The organism is Actinophytocola sp. (assembly GCF_045807065.1).
Classification (GTDB): domain Bacteria; phylum Actinomycetota; class Actinomycetes; order Mycobacteriales; family Pseudonocardiaceae; genus Actinophytocola.
In genome coordinates this window covers 1-19,941 of the sequence record NZ_JBJMIE010000737.1, presented here as the reverse complement: position 1 = coordinate 19,941, position 19,941 = coordinate 1, and the positions used below count along the sequence as shown (strand labels likewise).

The 19,941-nt window shown below is 69.3% G+C and carries 12 protein-coding genes and 1 pseudogene; 3 read left to right on the top strand and 10 right to left on the bottom strand.

Annotation, left to right across the window (positions count from 1 at the left end; translation table 11 throughout):
* Positions 1-258 precede the first annotated feature (258 nt).
* The 5 genes and pseudogenes from ACJ73U_RS43285 to ACJ73U_RS43265 form a co-directional block, all read right to left on the bottom strand.
* Entirely contained in the window at positions 259-3,276 is a 3,018-nt protein-coding gene (locus ACJ73U_RS43285; RefSeq protein WP_407783609.1) for a BTAD domain-containing putative transcriptional regulator, read from the bottom strand.
* Between the two features lie 53 nt (positions 3,277-3,329).
* Complete coding sequence (locus tag ACJ73U_RS43280) at positions 3,330-4,010, bottom strand: pyridoxamine 5'-phosphate oxidase family protein (protein ID WP_407783627.1); 681 nt, start codon at positions 4,008-4,010, stop codon at positions 3,330-3,332.
* 89 nt (positions 4,011-4,099) lie between these two features.
* Positions 4,100-4,162, bottom strand: a pseudogene (locus ACJ73U_RS43275) (NAD(P)H dehydrogenase); the annotation flags it as partial.
* 407 nt (positions 4,163-4,569) lie between these two features.
* The gene (locus ACJ73U_RS43270) at positions 4,570-4,713 is read right to left on the bottom strand and encodes a hypothetical protein (protein WP_407783608.1); all 144 of its coding nucleotides are present in this window, start codon (positions 4,711-4,713) and stop codon (positions 4,570-4,572) included.
* A 129-nt stretch (positions 4,714-4,842) separates the two neighbouring features.
* Positions 4,843-8,346: an AAA family ATPase gene (locus tag ACJ73U_RS43265; RefSeq protein ID WP_407783607.1), complete on the bottom strand. Its 3,504-nt coding sequence runs from the start codon at positions 8,344-8,346 to the stop codon at positions 4,843-4,845.
* A 473-nt stretch (positions 8,347-8,819) separates the two neighbouring features.
* On the opposite strand from ACJ73U_RS43265, the gene ACJ73U_RS43260 reads away from it, so the two are divergent.
* Positions 8,820-9,050, top strand: coding sequence for a hypothetical protein (locus ACJ73U_RS43260; RefSeq protein WP_407783606.1), 231 nt, complete (start codon positions 8,820-8,822; stop codon positions 9,048-9,050).
* 446 nt (positions 9,051-9,496) lie between these two features.
* Here ACJ73U_RS43260 and ACJ73U_RS43255 read toward each other — a convergent pair whose 3' ends face one another.
* From ACJ73U_RS43255 to ACJ73U_RS43235, 5 genes are read right to left on the bottom strand one after another with little or no spacing between them, the layout of a single operon-like run.
* Positions 9,497-10,546 (bottom strand): thioesterase domain-containing protein, encoded by a 1,050-nt coding sequence (locus ACJ73U_RS43255; RefSeq protein ID WP_407783605.1) that lies wholly within the window; start codon positions 10,544-10,546, stop codon positions 9,497-9,499.
* 19 nt (positions 10,547-10,565) lie between these two features.
* On the bottom strand, positions 10,566-12,020 hold the full coding sequence (locus ACJ73U_RS43250; RefSeq protein WP_407783604.1) for an AMP-binding protein: 1,455 nt from the start codon (positions 12,018-12,020) through the stop codon (positions 10,566-10,568).
* Complete coding sequence (locus ACJ73U_RS43245) at positions 12,017-12,526, bottom strand: phosphopantetheine-binding protein (protein ID WP_407783603.1); 510 nt, start codon at positions 12,524-12,526, stop codon at positions 12,017-12,019. The genes ACJ73U_RS43250 and ACJ73U_RS43245 overlap by 4 nt, the downstream gene beginning before the upstream one ends.
* Positions 12,520-13,314 (bottom strand): hypothetical protein, encoded by a 795-nt coding sequence (locus ACJ73U_RS43240; RefSeq protein ID WP_407783602.1) that lies wholly within the window; start codon positions 13,312-13,314, stop codon positions 12,520-12,522. The genes ACJ73U_RS43245 and ACJ73U_RS43240 overlap by 7 nt, the downstream gene beginning before the upstream one ends.
* Positions 13,271-14,761: an AMP-binding protein gene (locus tag ACJ73U_RS43235; protein WP_407783601.1), complete on the bottom strand. Its 1,491-nt coding sequence runs from the start codon at positions 14,759-14,761 to the stop codon at positions 13,271-13,273. Before ACJ73U_RS43235 ends, ACJ73U_RS43240 begins: the two co-directional genes overlap by 44 nt.
* 210 nt (positions 14,762-14,971) lie before the next feature.
* On the opposite strand from ACJ73U_RS43235, the gene ACJ73U_RS43230 reads away from it, so the two are divergent.
* Both ACJ73U_RS43230 and ACJ73U_RS43225 read left to right on the top strand, forming a co-directional pair.
* Positions 14,972-17,992, top strand: coding sequence for an AfsR/SARP family transcriptional regulator (locus ACJ73U_RS43230; protein ID WP_407783600.1), 3,021 nt, complete (start codon positions 14,972-14,974; stop codon positions 17,990-17,992).
* 327 nt (positions 17,993-18,319) lie between these two features.
* Positions 18,320-19,941, top strand: a 1,622-nt coding sequence (locus tag ACJ73U_RS43225; RefSeq protein WP_407783599.1) for a BTAD domain-containing putative transcriptional regulator, incomplete at its 3' end; no start/stop codon positions are given.

The following is a 19,941-nucleotide window of genomic DNA, read 5'->3' as shown; positions in this document are numbered from 1 at the left end:
TGGTCGGTTAGGTGGTGTTGGCTGGCCGGCAGCGGTGTCCGGTCTTGCTGGGTGGGGTGGCCTGCTGGGCTGGGGTTGTTGTCGGTGTTTTCGCCCTCCCCACAATCATGATCATTACCAGGTCCAGGTCAACACCCCAACCGCAGCCCGATCAGCCAACTACCCGCACCCGCATCAAGATCCACACGCTGCAAGCTACCCACCACGCCACGATCTAACCGACCGGCCTCGCGCCTAGAGACCGCGCCGGGCGGCCGGTCAGCCGCGGTCGTGGCGGGTGGGGCCGGCGACGCCGTTGCCGTCGCCGTTTAGCAGGGACAGTTGGCGGCGCAGTTTCGTCAGCAGGTTGCGGGCCTCGTTGGTGTGCAGGCCGGTCAGTGCCTCCTCCGCGGTCCGTGCCTCGGCCAGAGCCCGCGCCGGGTCCCCGGCGGCCGCGCTGATCTGCGCCGACAGCATCAGCACGCGGGCCTCGAGCACCGGCACGTCCAGGTCCTTCGCGATCGACAGCGCCTCCGCGCAGCGTGCGCCGGCGCCGATGAGGTCGCCGCGGGCCAGGTAGATCGTGCTGAGCTGGTGCAGGCCCTGGATCTCGACCTGGCGCTCGCCCGCCTCCCTGGCCCGCGCGATCGCGTGGGTGAACGCCAGCTCCGCGTGGTTGACCCGGCTCTCCAGCTGCCTGGTCAGGCCCAGCGCGTAGATCACGTGCGTCTCGCCGGTGGTGTCGCCGAGGCCGCGGACCACCCGCAGCGCGCGGTTCAGCACCTCGTCGGCGCGGTCCAGCTCGTCGCACGCGATGTGGTAGTACGCCAGGCCGGCCAGTGCCTGCGCCTCGCCGCGCCGGCAGCCGGCCGCGACGCTGATGGACAGTGCCTCGTCCAGCAGCGACTTCGCGCGCTGCCGCTCCCCCTCGGTCAGCCAGTGCGAGGCGAGGCTGCACAGCACGTACGCCTCGCCCATGCGGTCGCCGACCGAACGCAGCAGGGCCAGCGCCTCCTCGAACCTCGCCAGGGTCAGGGGGATGTCGCCGTGCAGGCGGTCGACGTACGCCAGGTACCGCAGGGCCAGGCCGCGGCCGTGCCGGTCGCCCTCCTCGGTGAACAGGTCCAGAGCGGTGGACAGCTCCCGGCCCGCGTCCTCGACGTGGTGGCAGGCCAGCTCCAGCGCGCCGAGGGCGTACTGGAGCGCGGCCTGGCCCCGGCGGTTCCCCGCGCGCTTCACCGCGGCCAGGGCGACCTGGGTCGTGTCCCGCCAGTCGTCGTAGAAGCCCCGCGTCTCGAAGAGCGTGACCGAGCTCAGCGCCAGGTCCCAGGACAGCTCGTCGTAGCCGGCCTCGGCGGCCTGGCGGATCGCCGCGACCAGCATGTGCCGCTCCTCCACCAGCGTCGTCAGCGTGGCCTCGCGGTCGCCGTCCGGCGGGTGCCAGCGCCGCGCGGTGCCGTGCAGGATCGTGTAGTCGCCGCCGTACTCCTGGCGGTGCACCTCCTCGACCCGGTGCAGCCAGGCGCCCAGCCACCGCTCGACGGTCCGGTCCCGCTCGTTCGCCGGCTCCTCGGCCAGCACCTGCTCCCGGGCGAAGGCGCGGACCAGCCGGTGGAACCGGTACGCCGCCGGTTTCCTCGGTGGGCCGTCCGCCGCGGCGAGCTGGGCGTCCACCAGGTTCTCCAGCGCGCCCACCGCGGTCTCGGTGTCCGTGTCGAGCAGCGCGGCGGCCGCCCACGCCGGGAACTCGTGCGCCTCGATCAGGCTGAGCCGGCGGAACAGCCGCTGCTCCGCCGGCGAGAGGTCGCGGTAGCTGACCCCCAGGTTCGACCGCAGCTCGAGGCTGCCGTGGGAGAACTCATCGAGCATCCGGGACTCGTCGGCCAGCCGGTCGAGCAGGCCGGACAGCGACCAGTGCGGCTTCGTGACCAGCCGGGCGCCGATGATGCGCAGGGCCAGTGGCAGGCCAGCGCAGATCCGGACGAGTTCGGCGGCGGCGTGCGGGTCCGCCTCGATGCGTTCCTCGCCCATGATGCGGGTGAGCAGCGCCATCGACTGGTCGAAGTCCAGCTCGGCGAGGTCGATCAGCCGGGCGCCGGGTAGACCCCCTAGTCGACTCCGGCTCGTCACGATGGCCGCGCAGCCCGCGGTGCCGGGCAGCAGGGAGAGCGCCTGGTCCTCGGAGGCGACGTCGTCGAGCACGACCAGGATCCGCTGGCCGGCCAGCCGGCTGCGGTAGAGATCCGTCCGCGCGGCGGTGCTCACGGGAATCACCGCGCACGGGATGCCCAGCGCACGCAGGAACCGGTCCTGCACGCCCCGGGTGCCGTCCTCCTCGTTGGCCAGGTTCGCGAAGAGCTGGCCGTCGGGAAACCGTTCCCGCAGCCGGTGTGCGGCCGCGATCGCCAGGGTGGACTTGCCGATGCCGCCCCCGCCGGACACAGCGACCACCGGCACGAACGGGGCGCTGGCGGGGTCGGCGGACAGCAGCCCGACGATCTCCGTGAGCTCCTCCTCGCGTCCGGTGAAGTCCGCGATGGCGGCGGGCAGCTGACCCGGCACGACGAACCGCATCGGTGTCGAGGCCGCCACCGCGCTGCCGTCGCCCCGGGCCTGCGCACCCATCCAGAACGTCAGGTTCTCGTCCCGGTTGAGGATGGCCCGTTCCAGCTCACGAAGCTCGGCGGACGGCTCGAGCCCGATCTCCTCGACCAGCAGCGTCCGCGCCTGCCGGTACACCTCCAGCGCCTCGGTCTGCCGGCCGGAGCGGTACAGCGCGAGCATGTAGTAGCCGTACAACTCCTCACGCAGCGGGTGCTCCCGCACCAGCGCCTGAAGGTCGGGAATGATCTCGCGATGCCGGCCCAGGGCCAGCTCGACGCGCATCCTGGCGATTTCCGCGCTGATCCGGCGCTCGCCGAGACCGGCCGACAGCCGCAGCACGACGTCGCTCGGCACGTCGGCGAGCACCGGACCCCGCCACAGCGCGAGCGCCGTGCGCAGGGTCTCCAGCGCCTCGGGCAGCCGCCCGTCCCGCTCGGCCGCGCGTGCGTTGTCCAGCAACAGGTTGAAGCGCTTGCTGTCCAGCTGCTCGTCGCCGATCTCCAGGACGTAGCCAGGTAATCGGGTCCTGATCTCCGCCGGGCACTCGTTGTCCGCGAGCAGGCGGCGCAACGCCGAGACACACGTCTGGATCTGCGGCCGCGCCGTCGGCGGCGGGTCCATGCCCCACACCGCGTCCACCAACTGCTCGACCGCGGTGACGCGGTTCGCGTTGAGCGCGAGCACGGCCAGCACGACCCGATGCCGTCGAGCGCCGAGTGCGATCGCACCATTGCTGCCGACAACTTCTAATGGTCCGAGAATTCGGACTCCTCCCGACGGCACAGCCATCTCCGTCCCTGCGTCAGGTAGCCGTGCCCCCAGGGCTCGACCTTACAGATGGCATCTTGCCACCCCGGCAAAGCGGTTACGCGGGTTATGGAGATTTCTGGTGCATCCGAGCCCGCCGGCGCCGGAAACCACCTTGCGTGACCGGCGCCGGCCGGATCGAGATCAACTCCCCGCGCGGACGTTCCTGGCGTGATGAACGCCGATCGTCGCTTTCCAGCCCCCACAAAACGGTCCGCTCGGGATGAATCCGAATAGTCCGGCCTTTCGTCGACCAACTCGCCAATACCCCTGACCTCGACGCACCGGGGCCGCCATTGCGGCAGGACGTCGTCGATGACGACGACGGCGACCCGCCCATTGCGTTTGGCGTCACGGTATTTCTTGGTCGCCGCCAGATTGGCGTCGCTGATGTCGATCCTGTCGTGCTCGGCATTGTAGGCCAACCGGTCGGCACGACATGTAGTGTCCCTTGTGGACCGACCGTGGCGATCCGCGCCAACCTGCGACAGCCCACCCATGGAGGGATGCGAGACGCCGTACGGGTTGCCGCCGATGGCGCCGAACTCCTGGGTGGTGCAGCCGGGCGGGACGATGACCGCGCCCCAGTGGTACATGGTGTTGTACAGCGCGAGCAGCATCGCCTCGTTGCCACCGTGGGTGTGATCGCCGAGGTCAACGCGGTGACCGCTTTGTCTGATAGCTCACCGGAAGCCCACAGCCCGGCCGTGGTGTCGATGAACTGCTTCAGCTGCGAGGAGACGTTCCCGTACCGGGTCGGTGTGCCGAACACGTACGCGTCCGCCCACCGCAGGTCGTCATGCGTGGCGATGGGGACGTCCGCGGTGGCGTTGGTGTGCTCGCGTCAAGCCGGAATGCTGTCGATGGCCGCGTCGAGCGCCAGCTCTGATCTGGGTCCCCGCCGCGTCCAACAGTTCCGTGACCTGCACTACCCAGCGGGGAAACGTGAGCGACGCCATCGCGCAACTCTGCAGCACACCATGAACACGTGCTGCCCGAACCAGCTCCGGAGCGCCGGGGTGTATCCACTCGCGTTGGACGGCGACTTCGGTGGGAACACCGTACTACGTTGCGATATCCCGACGGCGCCAACGTCGGCAACGGACCCACCCCGCAACGGTGGAACGACAAGGCCTCCGTGTACGAGAACTCCCAGTCCACGGGCACCCAGTCCCGGTTCTACAACTGGACGGGCAAATGGGACCAGGTGAGAACGTCCCGCTGGCGCAGGGCCTTGAGGTACTGCTCGACGACGTGGCCGGTCTCGCCGTCGCGGCGGGCGGCGAGCACCTTCCTGGCGTCGTCGCTCGCGACACCCGCCACTCTCTTGTGGTGATCAGCGCTGACCGAACGGAACGTAAAGGGCAGATCGGATGCGCCTCGATCGCCGCAGCCCACATCGCACCGGCCGCATGGTCAAGCCGGACTTGTTCCTTACAGCGGCAGAAGCCGTCAGCGTGGATCGGTGCGATCGTGTGTGGTTACGAAATCGGCTAACTCGACGCGGGAGGTTAGTCCGAGCTTGCTGAGGATGCTCGAAACGTGGGACTGCACCGTGCGGCGGGATATGAGCATTTGCGCGGCGATGGCCGGGTTGGAGTGGCCCTGGGCGACCAAGGCTGCGACTGTGTGTTCGGTGGGGGTGAGTGCGTCCCAGCCTGTTTTGGGGCGGTGTCGAGGACCGCCGATACCGACGCGGATTCCCGTCCGCCGGATTTGTTTTCTGACCCTGTCCACGTCCCATGTGGCGTCGAGCCTGGTGTAAAGGTCGACGGCGGCCTTGAGTGCGGCGTGTGCCTGGCTTGTGCGCTGGGTTTTGGCGAGGAGGACGGCAGCGTTTTCGTACGCGTGTGCCTGGTACAGCGGGCGCCCAGCCTGCCGATAGGCGGCCACGGCAGTCTTGAGTTGCTCGATGTCGCCCTCGGCCATTCCTCGACACAGGGCGGCTGTGCCTTGAACGGCGGCCGATTTGGTCTCCCGGGCAGCCAGGGTAGTCATCTCGTCGGCGACCCGGGTTGCCAGTTTCGGCTTGCCGATAAGAATAGCCAATCGTGCGAGGTCTGGGCAGATGTGGTGCATGTGTGCCCTGGGCAGCGGAGTACCCCGGTCCCAGTAGGTGAACAGCAGGTCGAAGGCTCGCTGGGGATTACCTTCCGCTTCGGCCGCCAACGCGCGCGCCCATTTGTTCCAGAATACGGTGAAGGCCATTGCCGGGGGCACTTCCTCCGGCCACGCGTTCGTGGCGGCAATGACCGCGCGGTCGTTGCGGTGGATACCGATGACCGCGGTGATGCCGTCCAGGGGGACCACGGCCACCATGAGGGGGTCGGGAATTTCCTGCCCCGCGCGGATCTCGGCCAGTGCGTCGTCCCACCGGCCTTGCAGGAACCGCAGGGTCGCCCTGGTCGCGTGATACATCGCCAGCAGTGGGCTCCCCGTACGCTCGCAGAACCGCATCCCAGCCTCGAGCGTCTCGTCGGCCTCAGCTAACCTGTCGAGTTCGGTCAGACCCCACCCCTTCAGCATGTACGGCGCTAAACCGAACGCAAGATCCGGATATTTCTCCTCATAGGAGGCCAGGATCGCCAGCTCTTCCTCGACCGAGGCCAGTGCCTGCTCGCTGCGCTGCTGTGAGTGATACGCCGCGGTCATGACTTCAATCGCGTTGACCGCTGTCCACTCCACCCCGCCGACGATCGCGGTCTGCCGCGCCCGCCCGGCCATAACCATCGCTTTGTCGAAGTTGCTCAACACCAGATGGCACTGGGCGATCTGGCCCTGAAAACGCGTGGTCTCCGCCGCAGTCAGCCGGCCCGTGTCCAGCACCGACTCGCACTCCCCGAGAGTCTCCCCCAGCTTGCCCTGCGCGAAACAAGTAAGCGCCAACAGCCAGCGCAGAACATTCTCCTGAGCCGGCTCGGGATCGCGGGCCAGCGCGTCCCGGATCGCCTCCTCGGCCTCGGCGGTCCGCCCCGCCCATTGCAGTGCCCGGCACAGGTGAACCCGCAACACCGCCTGTCGCCGATCACCGGGGTCGGCCAGGGACAATGCGTGGCGCAGCAGATCCACGGCCAACGTCGGCGCCCGCACCGCGAGCGCCTCCGCCGAAACCGTGAGCCAGTCCAGCGCCCCGGCATCCATCACCGCACCCTGCAGCAGGTGTTCAGCGACCCGCTCAATGGGAGCGTGCGCCGCGGCCAGCGCATGACCGGCGCGAGCATGGATCGCGAGGTGCGCCGATTCCGGAAGGCTGTCGGCCAGGACTCGTCGAGTCAGGTCGTGTCGGAAGATCAAGTCGTTGTCGGCGTCGATGAGCAGCCCAACCTGGCTGGCTTCCCGGATGATGCCCAGCAGCGACGACAGCGGCTCGTTGAGGACCATCGACAACTCGGTGACGCTGAACCCAGTTCCCAGTGCGGCAGCGACCGGTAGGACATGCTGGGCCTGCAGTGACAGGACACTCATGTGATGGCGGACCGTATCGGCCAAAGATGCCGGTACCGCCAGGTCGTCCCGATCTATCAGTTCAGCGATGCCGTCAGAAATACGGACCTGGTGCTCGCGGATCAATGACGTAACCAGTTCACTGATGTACAAGGGGTTGCCAGCCGTGTCCTGGATCACGGCCAGCAGGTCGGGACCGGGGCGGGCGCGCACAAGCCGGGCAACCAACCCTTCCACCGCAGGGCCAGGCAGTGGTCCCAACGCGATGGACTGGGCTCCGTGTGCGTCCAAGCTGCGCAACAAGCCCGCAAGTTCGTCGCTGCGGGGCACCGGGAGACAGCTTGTACCCAGGAACAATGGCAACTGACCGATCACTCGCCCTAGACGATTGAGTACGCGCAGGCTCGCCGGATCGGCCCACTGCAGGTCATCGAGGAACAACGCTACCGGGGCCTCGGCACACCAGTCGTCCATCAAAGTCAAGATCGCCTCGACAACCACGTACTCCTGGCTGACCGCTCCAGAAATCGCGCCCGCACCCAACGCGGACTCGCCCCGCATCAACTCGGCAATCTGCTGTACTGCCTTGTCAGTCGAGGTCCTAGCGATCCCGAGGCATGATCCGATCGCGGCGAAGGGGAACCGTACCTCGAGTTCCTCGGCGGCTCCTCGAAAGACCCGCATGCCCAAGCTTCGGCACTGCGTCGCGACTACATCTAGCAGCGCCGTTTTCCCAATTCCAGGCTCGCCACTCACCGACACCGCGGCCCCACGACCACCAACTGCCGATACGACAATCTGCGACAACCGCGCCAAGTCCTCATCACGACCGAATAAGTCGACCGGCAATGTTGGAGACACTTTCTCCGGGACAGGTCTCGCGATTGGACGACGACGCTTGACGTCCCCACATAGGAGCAGCGTTTTAGATGATTCGGCATCGTCGCCAGGCAGCAGGTAGTTATCCGGCAAACAAATCCAAGCGTTTGTATTGGTCTCCTTCTCGGAGATCGGCACTTGCCAGTAAATGTCAGGGTTTGCCGCAGGGTAAGAAGCTACAACATCACAAAAGAACGCTGTTGAGGTAATGACCGCAAGCACACCGCGAGACTCCGCAAGGGCCGCCTTGAGAGCGGCGGCATCGAGCAAGCGAGAGGCCAGCACCACAGCAGGGCTGGAAACACCCTGCTCGTCGCGTACCACCTCCCCCGCATGAAATACCATCCGCAAGCGTATACGCGCCTCGGTGGCCGCTCCCGCGTTGTGTTCACGCAGGCAGCCCGCCAATTCGTTGGGCAGACCTTCAACCACCCGACGATTCTCTGTGTCCGGCGGCAGGAAAATAAGCAAACCGTCGCCACAGTCCTCGACGTGACTATCGTCCCAACGCAACCCGCAGCGACCGAATGCATCCCGAACCGATGAAGTCAGGCCTTGCCGAACTCGCCTTTGATGCCATGGACGCCGGGCTCCATACCCTTCTACATCCACCGCAATGATCGTTTGGTGCATCGCCTCTTCTACTACGCCTCCGGTACATCGTGATCCACGATCAGGATCACCAACTCGTCGGTCAAACAGAGACACGAACGGCGTCTCAGGCTGTGATTAAGCCACCGTCTCCGCTGGTCGCTTAATACACAGGCATCGCAATTGGCGATGTCATGACTGCGTCAACTCTGCTTGACGTGATTTTCTGATCATTTCTCTATTCACCCCCTGGATGCGTCCCCGGGAGCTTAGCGTCTGGTCACGTCGGACATCCCAGGGGTGCTGTCATCTGACGAGGGAGCATACACATCGCCACAAGAAAGCACCGGTTGAATAGTTTCCACCCAATGACGGCTTTGGCAGGAAGGACACGGTCGTCACACATCGAACGAATCAGATGTTCGTCTGCCGAGGCAGGAAGGTCAAACGCATTGCTGTATTGCGCCAAACATGCTGATGGACTTATCCGATCACGACGTACTGCCTGTTCGACCATGCCGCTGCCCGCGCGGCGCGATCAAACTGCCCGCGAGCCTTCGACACTATGCGGCATCGACTACGGGCTACCCCTGGTGTTCGCCGCGGCCGCGTCCGAGCAGGTGATGGTCGTTCGCTCCGCCGCCACCATCGCCTCCATGCTCACCGCGCACTACACGCACGTCATTGAGACCGAATACCCCGCTCCCGTGCCTGATCGCGAAAGCGAGAGCCCGGACACGCCATGACTCCCGAGCCTGACCAACTCGCCGCCGCACGCCTAGCGCTCGCCGAGCGAGGTGTGACAGTCGTCGACCTCGAGTCAAACCGGCATCCTGACCGACCGCCCACGTTCGGCGAATATCTGTCGGTCGTGATCGCGGCCGCCGGTACAGGTGCGAACCGCACTTACGGCACCTACTGGGGGCATGGCCGCTCTCTGGGGCGATCGACGCCTCGACGAAGTGCACGCCAGCGATGAACTCGCTACCACCGGGGGGCTGTCGAAATCGGATCGGCAACCCGCACGCCGGGGTCGGACGATGCCGGACGGTGTGGGGAGCCGCCGGTCGCCGGCTGGTCTGGACAACCAGTGCCGCCCGGCCGGTGGTGGGAAGGGCACGACCGCGCACCACGACGGTCGACGTCGATCAGGGGCCGCCGTGCCGTCGGTGCGGCGGCGCTGCCTTCGTTGTCAGCCGAACAGGTCCTGGAGTCCGCGCGCCAGTTGCCGTGTGTGCGTTGCGTCCGTGGCGGCGGCGCATTCGTGCACCCGCTGGACCACGGACGCCGGCCAGCTCACCGTGGGTGGTCGGGCGTCGGCGGCGTCACGGAAGATGTCGAGCGGTCCGGGGTACGGCCGGGGCCGCCACGCGTGGATCGCTTCCCGGTTGGCCTGGCGCACCCGCAATGAGCGCGCCACGAACTGTGTCGTCTCGTCAGGTGCGACGAGGTCGTGGGCCTGCCAGTCAGCGAGGACCGCCGCCAGCTGACGGGGTCGGGGCAGCTCGCGGAACCACGACTCGGTGACGTCGTCGGCCACCAGCATGTCGAACAGCAGGCCCGGCACGTCGTCCCGGTCTCGTGGTCGCTGGCCGCCCGCGCGCGGTTCCACCAGTTCGGCGTCGACCGCGGCCAGCAGGCGCACCTCGGCGCCGGCGCCGACCAGTTGGCCGGCCATCTCGAACGCGATCGCCGCACCTGTCGAGCAACCGCCCAGGAGGTAGGGTCCCTCCGGGTCGACGGTCCGGATCTCCTCGACATAGGCGCGGGCCATGGCCGCCACCGTCCTGATCGGCTCGGCGTCGGAGTACAGACCCACCGCCTGAAGGCCGAACACGGCGAACTCCTCGCCCATGGCGCGCGCCAGGTGGCAGTACGAGCCGGCCTGTCCGTCGTCCGGGTGGACCATGAACAGCGGTGGACGCGTCCCGTCACCGCTCTGGATCTCCTGGAGCGGGGTGGCCAGCGCGCTCGTGTCCTGGTCGCGCAGGCGGGCCGCGAGCCGCGCCACGGTCGGGTTCTCGGTCACCACGTTCAGTGGGAGCTGGACGTGCAGCTCGTCCAGGACGGCGTTGACCACCCTCGCCGCGTCCAGCGAGTTCCCGCCGATCCCGAAGAAGTTCTCCCTGATCCCGACACCGAACCCGAGAACCTCCTGCCAGCACCGCGCCAGCCACAGCTCCACCGGATCCCGGGGGCGGGCGTACCCGCTGTCGGTCGAGATGTCGACTACCTGACTCATCGCGAGGTCACCACCTTTCTCAGCTTCGGCCAAGTCGCCAGCGTTGGACCTTCCCGGACGCTGACCGGGGAACGTGGTCGACGAACGTGATGTGCTTCGGGATCTTGAACCCGGCGAGCAACCGCCCGCAGTGCGCGGCCAGTTCCACCCGGTGGACGGTCGACGAGGGGCGCAGCACCACCCGCACACCGACCACCGACCCCAGTGTCCCGTGTGGCACACCGACGGCCACCGCGTCGATCACGTCCGGGTGGTCGAGCAGAGCCGCCTCCACCTCGTTCGGGTCGACCTTCTCCCCACCCACGTTGATGATGTCGTGGTCCCGGGGGGCCAGGAACAGGTAGCCGTCGCGGTCCAGCCGGCCGCGATCGCCCACCGTGGCGAAGCCGTCGGGCGTGGTCTCCACCACCTGGTCGCCGACGTACGCCGACCGCGCGAGCCGTCGCGGGGTCCGCATGAACACGGTGCCGGTCGTACCCGGCGCGACCGGGGTGCGGGCGTCGTCCAGGACGCGGATCTGGGTGAGGAAGCCGCGACCGACCGTTCCCGGCCGTGCCAGCCACTCGTCGCCGCGTACCAGCGTCACCCCGATGCCCTCGGTCGTTCCGTACAGCTCGTAGAGCCGTTCGGGGCCGAGCAGGTCGATCCAGCCGCGTTTGGTGTCCGCGTCGCAGTGGGCGGCGGTGTGCAGCACCGCCCGCAGACTCGCGAAGCCGGCGGGTTCCTGACGCGCGAGCGGCAGTACCTCACGCAGGTGGGTCGGGGTCAGCTGCATCCATTCGACGGCGTGGCGCCGCACCAGGTCCACCGTCCACGATGGCGAGAAGAACGGCTGCAGGACGACGGTGTTCATGTCCAGCACGGCGTCCAGGAACGAGGTGAACGGGGCGGCGTGGTGGAGCGGCCCGACGATCAGCTGCCGCTGCCCCGTTCGCCAACCGGTCTGTCTGATCACCAGTGACGGCGTCCGGCCGGCGTCGTAGCGCAGCGGCCCCGGGCGGACGGAGATCTTCGGGACACCCGTGCTTCCGCCGGTCGCGAGCAGGTACGCCGCGTCATGCTCGCCCGCCGGCGCCCGGTTCTCGTTCGGCGGGTCCAGCAGCCGCGGCCGGAGGTCCTGGTCCAGCAGGCAGATCTGCCCGAACCGGCGGCGGAGCAGGCGCAGGAGGGTCTCCCGCTCCGCCGGCCGCGTGGCCGGGTTCAGCGGGAGGACCGGGAACTCCGCGGCGAGTACCGCCGCGATACCGGTGGCCGCCGGCGGGGTGTTGGCGGCCGCCACGACGACGCACGGGCGGCTGTGCCGGTCGAGCGCCGCGCGCAGTGCGCGGGCCGTATCTTCGACCAGGCCGACGAATTCCCGCCAACACAGGGTTTGCTCGGCCAGTGCGGTGTCGAAGCCGACAATGGCCGCCTGCTCGGGTGCGGCCCGGGCGATGTCGGCGAGCCGGCGCGTGACGGAGAGGGTCGTCGTCACCGGAGGATGTCCGCCAGGCGCGCGACGCTGGCCGCGCTCATGAACTCGTACACGTCCAGCGAACGGTCGAACTCGGTCTCGATGGCGGAGATGATGCCGAGCGCGGACAACGAGTCGCCGCCGAGCTCGAGGAAGTCGTCGTGCACACCGACCACACGCACCTCCATCTGCTGTGACCAGATGACCGCCAGCCTGCGTTCGACGTCGTCGCGCGGATCCTCGAACAGCGTGCACCGGCCGTCGGCGACGGCCGAGGTGAGGTAGTCGACGTCCACCGAGTCACCGGTCATGGGAATCCGTTCGACGGTCAGCACGCCCGCCAACCCGTTGCCTTCGCCCAGCCGTGCCCGCACGTACTCGCGAAGGATCGGTCCGCTGGTGTACTCGCCCAGCTCGACGGCGGCGAGGGTGACGTCCTGCCCGTTGTGGTGCGTGGCGGCGACCTCGGCCCGCCGAACACCGGGATGTGCCGCCAGCACCTCGGCTATCTCGGATGGTGTCACCACGGGTGGTCTCCTCTCAGCAGGCCGGCGACGAACGTCGACACCTCGGTGTCGCGCAGCAGTTGCTCACGGCCGACGTCGAACGACAGGCCGCACGCGGGTGCCACGGGTGGCTCGTGGTCCTGTGAGGACAGGAACAGCGGCATCCCGGCACGCAGGTCGAGCCCACCCTGTCCGGCCAGGAGCAGGTACGCCAGGTACGCGGCGAACCCGCTGGTGAGCTCGCGGCGGAAGAACTCGTCCAGTGACAGCCGGTCGGCGACGCCCGCCATCAGCCGGTCGTACCGGTCGGCCAGCCCGGCGGCGACGCGCGGCAGGTCGTCGGGGTGGGCGTCGAGCAGTTCCGCCGACCACTGGCGGGCATCGTCCAGCTCGCCCGCGGCCAGGTGCGCCGAGGAGGACTCGAGTGAGGAGGCGAACTGGTCGCACAGGGTGGTACCGGTCACCGCCGCCGCGTCGAAGAGGATGACCGCGGGCGGCGCGACGGGTGCCACGGCGTGGATCGCGTCCGCGACACGGGTGGCCAGGGCGGCTCCGGCGCAGTAGCCCAGCACCGCGCGCACCGGGCGGCCGGTGCCCAGCGCCTCCCCCACCCACTCCTCGACGTGTGCGTCGAGCCGCTGAGCCGGCGCGGCGGGATCGGGCTGTCCGATGTGGAGGAAGCACAGCTCCACCGGCGTCCCCGCGGCCAGCTCGGCGAAGCCGGCGGCGGCGCGCCCACCCGGGAAGTCCAGGCACAGGACGAGCTCAGGTCCGCGATCGCAGAGCTCTCGCCACTTCGCCAACTTCACCGCCCGACCTCCCTCGCGTCGCCGCGGCGGCCACCAGCCGCCGGTAGTCGACCTTTCCGCCCGAGGTCAGGGGAAGGCGCTCCACGGCCCGGAACTCCACGTGCCGGTTCGGCACCCCGAGCGAGTCGACCAGCTGGCGGCGCTGCGCCTCGTGGACAGCGGGATCACCCGCGCCGAACAGGCACACGACGTCGTCGGCGCCGCTGACCACCGCGGCGGGTTGCCCCGGCCGTTCCACCATGCGCTCCAGGTCGTCGAGGCTCGCACGGACACCGAGGACCTTGACGATGCGCTTGGTCCGCCCGGTCAGGTACAGGTACCCCTCGCGCAGGTAACCGAGATCTCCCGTGTCGAGGATCCCCACCTCGGCGCCCCGGCCCAGGTCCGCCCGGCTGGTCGCGTAGCCGAGCATGACACCGGGGCCGACGTACTGGACCGCGCCTTCGCCCGGCCTGGCGCCCACGTGCGCCGGCGTCGGTCTGATCGTCACGGTGCCGCCCGGTACCGCCACCCCGACCGAGCCGAGCCGGGCCGGCAGGTCGGCGGGGTCGAGGCAGGCGATCCGGGAGGTCGCCTCGGTCTGGCCGTACATGACGAAGAACCGGCCGTTGCGCTGCGCCATCAGCCGCCACAACCGCACGGTCAACTCGTCGGCGAGGCGGGCGCCCGCCTGGGTCATGGTGTGGATCCGCGTGCGCTCCAGCAACGCGACGTGCGCCGGTCCGAACGCGGCGTAGGTCGTGGGCACCGCGGCCAGTGAGGTGGCTCCCGCTCGCGTCAGCTCGTCCCACATGGCCAGCGACAGCGGCGACCGGTTGCTCAGCATGATGCCGGCACCCGCGCTCAGGTGACTGTTCACCACCGACAACCCGTAGGCGTGCGTGATCGGCAGCGTGGTCGGGGCACAGTCCGCGGCGGTGATGCCGAGGGCGCGGATGACCGCGGCGGTGTTGCCGGCCAGCCCGGAGTACGACAGCCGCACCGCCTTGGGGCTGCCCGTGGATCCCGAGGTGGCGAGGAGCAGAGCGGTGTCCTCGTGGATGTCGTTCGTGTGGATGTCGTTGGTGTGGCTGTCGTTCGCCGGCCGGGTGGGCCGGCGCCGGAAGACCGACACGCCGGCGGTCACGTCCTCGCCGGGTACGTATCCGAGGTCGCGCAGGCCCGGCTCGGTGCCGGGGGCCGGCAGGACGAACTCCGGCTGGTAGGCCGAGAGGATCTCCGCCGAGGCGGGCATGAACATCACGGTGTGGCCGAGCCGCAGTCCGGCGAGGTAGGCCAGCAGAGTGGGGAGATCCCGATCTCCCGCGCACAGCACCAGCGCCTTGCGGTCATGGCGCAGTGCACGCTCGACCGTGCCGACCAGGGCGGCGAGCTCGCCGTAGGTCAGCGCCTGGGCGCCGGCGACGGAGACGGCCGGGAGCCGTGGCACCGCGTTGTCGTGTGTCACCAGATCGAGCATTGCCACCGCCAATCGTTGCCGGTCCAGGCAAACGGCGGCGAGTATCGATCAGGTATCGCATGGCCATCGACCCCCGCACGAGGATCCACGGCTCCAGTCGGAAGCAAGGCTTGAATGTGCAACTGCGGTGACAATAGTTGGAAACGATGATCGGACCCGACGGTTGTCGATCGGTGCGGGACACGGGGGTTGGCACTGATGGGTTCAGACGTCCCGCTCCCGGCGCGTCGCGCCGAGGTCCGATTCGCGATCCTCGGCCCACTCGAGGTCACGATCGGGAGTGAGTCCGTTCCCGTTTCGCCGGGTCGTGAGCAGACGATCCTCGGCGCACTGCTGCTCGACGCCAACAGGGTCGTCAGCGGCGACTGGCTGATCGAGGCCATCTGGGACGGAGACCCGCCCTCGACCGCGCGCAGCCAGGTCCAGAACTGCGTTTCGGCCCTGCGCCGGAAGTTCCGGCGCCTCGGCGTGCCGAGCCCGATCGTGGCCCGTCCTCCCGGCTACCTGATGGACGTGCCCGACCACCGGCTCGACGTCGGTGTGTTCGGGCAGTTGGTCACCCGCGCGGAGACAGCCGAACGTACCGAGCGGTTGGCGGAAGCGGTCGACCTGTTGCGTGCGGCGTTGGCCCTGTGGCGCGGGCCGGTGCTCGGCGGTGAGGTCAGCAGGCCGTTGCGCGGCAGAGCCGTCCGGCTCGACGAGGAACGCCTCGGCGTGCTGGAGAAGCGCATCGATCTCGACCTGCGCCTCGGCCGGCATCGCGAGCTCGTCGGGGAGGTCAGCGGCCTGGTGGACGAGTACCCGCTGCGCGAACGCCTCCGCGGCCTGCTGATGCTGGCGCTCTACCGGTGCGGCCGTCCCGCCGAGGCCCTCGCCGTCTACCGCGCCGGACGCGCGACCAAGGTCGCCGACGTGGGGCTGGAGCCCGGCAAGGAGCTCAAACGCCTCCACGCGGCCATCCTGGCCGAGGACGACGCGTTGCTCACCGGCCGCCCACGGCCGGGCGACGCCGAACCGAGACCGCTGTCGGTGCCGCACCAGCTGCCGTCCGACATCGCGGACTTCGTCGACCGGGACGGGCTGATCGAGCAGGCCGAGTCGGTGTTGTCCGGCGAGGGCGAACGGGCACCGGCCGTGCGGGTCCTCGTCGTCACGGGAAGGGCGGGGGTCGGCAAGAGCACCCTGGCCGTGCACATCGCCCACCGCACGCACGCCGCCCACTTCCCCGACGGCCAGCTCTACTGCAACGTCGCCGGCATGCGGGGAACACCCGCCACGCCCGCCGACGTGCTCGGCCGTTTCCTCCGGGCGCTCGGGGTGCCCGGCGCGAGCATCCCCGACGACCTCGACGAGCGCGCCAAGATGTACCGCACCCTGCTCGACGGCCGACGCATGCTGATCGTGCTGGACGACGTGACCGCGGAGCACCAGATCGTTCCGCTGCTGCCCGGCAGCGACCGGTGCGCGGTGATCGTGACCAGCCGGGCGCGGTTGACCGGCGTGCCCGGGGCCAGGCTGCTGGAGGTCGACACCCTCTCGCCCGCGCAGGCCGTGTGCCTCATCGGCAACGTGATCGGGTTCGACCGGGTGCGCGAGGAGGCCGCCGCGGCGGACGCGCTGGCGCGGCTGGTCGGCGGGCTGCCACTCGCCGTGCGCATCCTCGCCGTGCGGCTGGCCGCCCGCCCGCACTGGTCGCTGGCCACCATGCTCGAGCGCCTGGCCGACGATCGGCGTCGCCTCGACGAGCTGTCGTACGGGGACATGGGTGTGCGCGCCAGCCTGCGGCTCACCTACGACGCGCTGCCCCCGCACGCCGCCCGGCTGTTCCGGCTGCTCGGACTCGTCGCGGCCGAGAGCCTGCCGATGTGGGTCGCCGCGGCGCTGCTCGACGACGACACCGCCCGGTCGAGCGACGCGCTCGAACTGCTCGTCGACTCGCAACTGGTCGATGTCGTGGTGGTCGACGTCATGGCGGCCAACGCCGGCGGCCGCCCACGCTTCGTCTGCCACGACATCACCCGGCTGTTCGCCAGGGAGCTCCTCGCCGACCATCAGGAGGACCGGGCCGCGACCACCGCGCTGGAGCGGGTTCTCGCGGGCTGGCTGGCCCAGGTCGAGCGGGCGCACCGCCAGATCTACGGCGGCGACTTCACCGTCCTGCGCGGATCCGCGCAGCGCTTGTGGCTCGCCGGCGGGCACATGGACGGCGTCGTCGAGGATCCGTTGGCCTGGCTGGACGGCGAGCGGCAGAACCTGTGTCTCGCGGTGGAGCAGGCGGCCGACCGCGGCCTGTCGGAGCTGAGCTGGGAACTCGCGGTGAGCCTGGTGACCCTGTTCGAGGCGCACAGCTACTTCGACGACTGGCAGCAGACCCACGAGTGCGCGCTCACCGCGGTCAGGGCGGCGGGCAACCGGCGTGGGGAGGCCGCGTTGCTGTGCTCGCTCGGCTCGCTCCACCTGAGCCGCAACCGGCTGGCACCCGCCCGGTCGGTACTGCCGAGGGCGCTGGAGCTGTTCGAGGAGCTCGGCGACACCCACGGGCTGGCGATGACCCTGCGCAACCTCTCCCTGCTCCACTACGCCGAGGGGGACACGGCCCGGTCGGCCGACGCGTGCCACCGCGCCCTGGACGGCTTCCGGCGGGAAGGCGACCTCGTCGGCCACGCACACGCGCTGGGCCACGCGGCCCGGATCGACCTGGACGCCGGCCGCTACCAGTCGGCCGTCGACCGGCTCAACACGGCCCTGGCCATCTGCCGGGAGGTGAAGGTGCCCCGGGTCGAGGCCCAGATCCGGCACCGGCTCGGCGAGGTGCTGTTCCGGCAGCGGCGGTACGACCAGGCCAGGCTGGTCATGGGCCAGGTGCTCGCCATCGTGCGAGCCGACGGTGACCTGGTCGGTGAGGGTTACGCGGTGCACACACTGGGTCTCATCTGTTCCGGGACCGGGGACAGGGACGAGGGTGAGCGGCTGTTGCGCGCCGCGATCGACATCCGGGAACGGATCATGGACTTCGTCGGCGCGGCACGGGTGGGCCTGGACCTGGCCGCGCTGCTCGGCGAGTGGGGCAGGTACCGCGAGGCGATCGCGCTGGCCGAGCGGGCGGCGCACACCTTCGGTGACCGCAAGGCGCCCATGTGGGAGGACAGGGCCCGCGACGTGCTCGACGCCCTCGCCGGCACCCGGCCGGCCGTGGACCGCCGGGCATCGGGCCTCTGACCCGGGTCACCCAGCGCGTGACCACGGGGTGTCGGCGAAGAAAACGGCCGGGCGGTTGGCTATCATGGCAACCCTTCTCGTGCTCGACAGTCGGCTGGTGTCATCGACCCCCCTTCGCCACTGTCCCTCTTTCCCATCGCGTCGGCAACACTGACAGTGGCGGCGTGATGACGTTTCGATGAACACCGTGCGGGAGATTGGGATCACCGCTCGACGTCAGAGTTCGGCTCGGGCGGTAGCTGCGGTCCGCCGAATGCCGTCGACGCTCGAGTGCCGCCGACACCGCGCGGACCGAGCTCCACCGTGACTCTGTCGGGGCGTGACACGATGTTGTACCGGCTTCTCGGCCCTCTCGAGGTCAGACACGACGGGGAACCCCTGTCGTTCTCACCGCGCCAGCGGATCGTGCTGTCGATGCTGCTGGTCGAACCCAACCGGGTGGTCGCCGTCGAGCGCCTGGTGGACGCGGTCTGGGACACGACACCACCGTCCACGGCCAGGGAGCAGATCCGGATCTGCGTCTCGTCGATCCGCAGGAGGCTGATCGCCGGGGGCGTGCCCAACACGATCGTCACGCGACCGCCCGGCTACGCCATCAGGTGCACCGAGGAGGACCTGGACCTGCTGGCATTCGACAGTCTCGTGTCGAGCGCCAGGGCGGACGCGGTCCGCCACCGGCACGCGGAGGCGGTCGACGCGTTCAGGCGGGCGCTCGCGCTCTGGCGCGGAACACCGCTGGCCGGGGTGAACGGCCAGCTCATCGAGTCCATCGGCGTGGGCTTCGACGAGCGGCGGCTGGCCGTCACCGAGGAGTACGTCGCCGCGCAGCTGCGGCTCGGCGACGGGCAGGAGCCGGCCCGGCGACACGAACTGATCAGCGAACTGGCCGAACTGGTCACCGCCAACCCGTTCCGCGAGCAGCTGCGTGCCCAGCTCATGATCGCGCTCCACCGGGCGGGGCGCCGGGCCGAAGCACTGGAGACCTTCCGAGCGGGCCGACAGCTGTTCGTGGAGAAGCTGGGGCTCGAGCCGGGTGACGAACTGCTCCGCATCGAGCAGGCGATTCTTCGTGGTGACAACGAGGCCGTCCTGGGGCCGGCACCGGGCCACGCACCCTCGCCGGCGAGAACCGTCCCCCGCCTGCTCCCCGCGGACGTCGGCGACTTCGTCGGCCGCCGCGACCTGGTGGGGCGGATGCGCACCGCGCTCTCCGGCGAGCGCACCGACTCCCGAACGATCCGCCTGGTCGCCGTCCACGGCGGGCCGTGGTTGGGGAAGACGAGCCTGGTGGTCCACGCGGCACACCTGATGTCCGAGGAGTTCCCGGACGGACAGCTGTTCGTACAACTCGGTGGCAGCAGGAAGACCGCTGGACCCGGCGAAGTGCTCAGACGCTTCCTCGGCGCACTCGGCGTCACCGTCGCGGCCATTCCCGACGCCCCGGAAGAACGCGCCGAGATGTACCGAAACCTGATCGGCGACCGCCGGATGCTGGTCGTGCTGGACGACGCGGCGAACGAGAAACAGGTGCTTCCCCTGCTACCGGGGAACACGGGCTGCGCCGTCGTGGTCACCAGCCGGGTCAAACTCACCGACCTGCCCGGAGCGACGTTCATCGGTGTGGGTCCGATGAGCCGCGCGGACTCCGTCGCGCTGCTCATCCACGTCCTCGGGCCGCAGACGGCACTGACCGACGCCGCGGACCTGCACCGCCTGGCCGAGCTGTGCGCGGACGAACCACTCGCACTGCGCCTGGCGGCCGCCCGACTGGCGGACCGTCCACACTGGCCGGTCAGCAGGCTGGTGGAACGAATGCGCGACGACCACCGCCGCCTCGACGAGCTGTCCCACGGCGGCCTGGACCTGGTCACGACGATCCGGCTGGTCTACGACCGGCTCAACGAACAAGCCAATCTTGTTCTGATGAGGGTATTGTTGGTTTTGAGTGT

Excerpts from the sequence above, each read along its gene's own strand:
- ACJ73U_RS43255 (WP_407783605.1), bottom strand. The coding sequence starts at position 10,546 with ATGAGTCAGGTAGTCGACATCTCGACCGACAGCGGGTACGCCCGCCCC.
- ACJ73U_RS43280 (WP_407783627.1), bottom strand. The coding sequence starts at position 4,010 with ATGCTGCTCGCGCTGTACAACACCATGTACCACTGGGGCGCGGTCATC.
- ACJ73U_RS43260 (WP_407783606.1), top strand. The coding sequence starts at position 8,820 with ATGCCGCTGCCCGCGCGGCGCGATCAAACTGCCCGCGAGCCTTCGACA.
- ACJ73U_RS43265 (WP_407783607.1), bottom strand. The coding sequence starts at position 8,346 with ATGCACCAAACGATCATTGCGGTGGATGTAGAAGGGTATGGAGCCCGG.
- ACJ73U_RS43230 (WP_407783600.1), top strand. The coding sequence starts at position 14,972 with ATGGGTTCAGACGTCCCGCTCCCGGCGCGTCGCGCCGAGGTCCGATTC.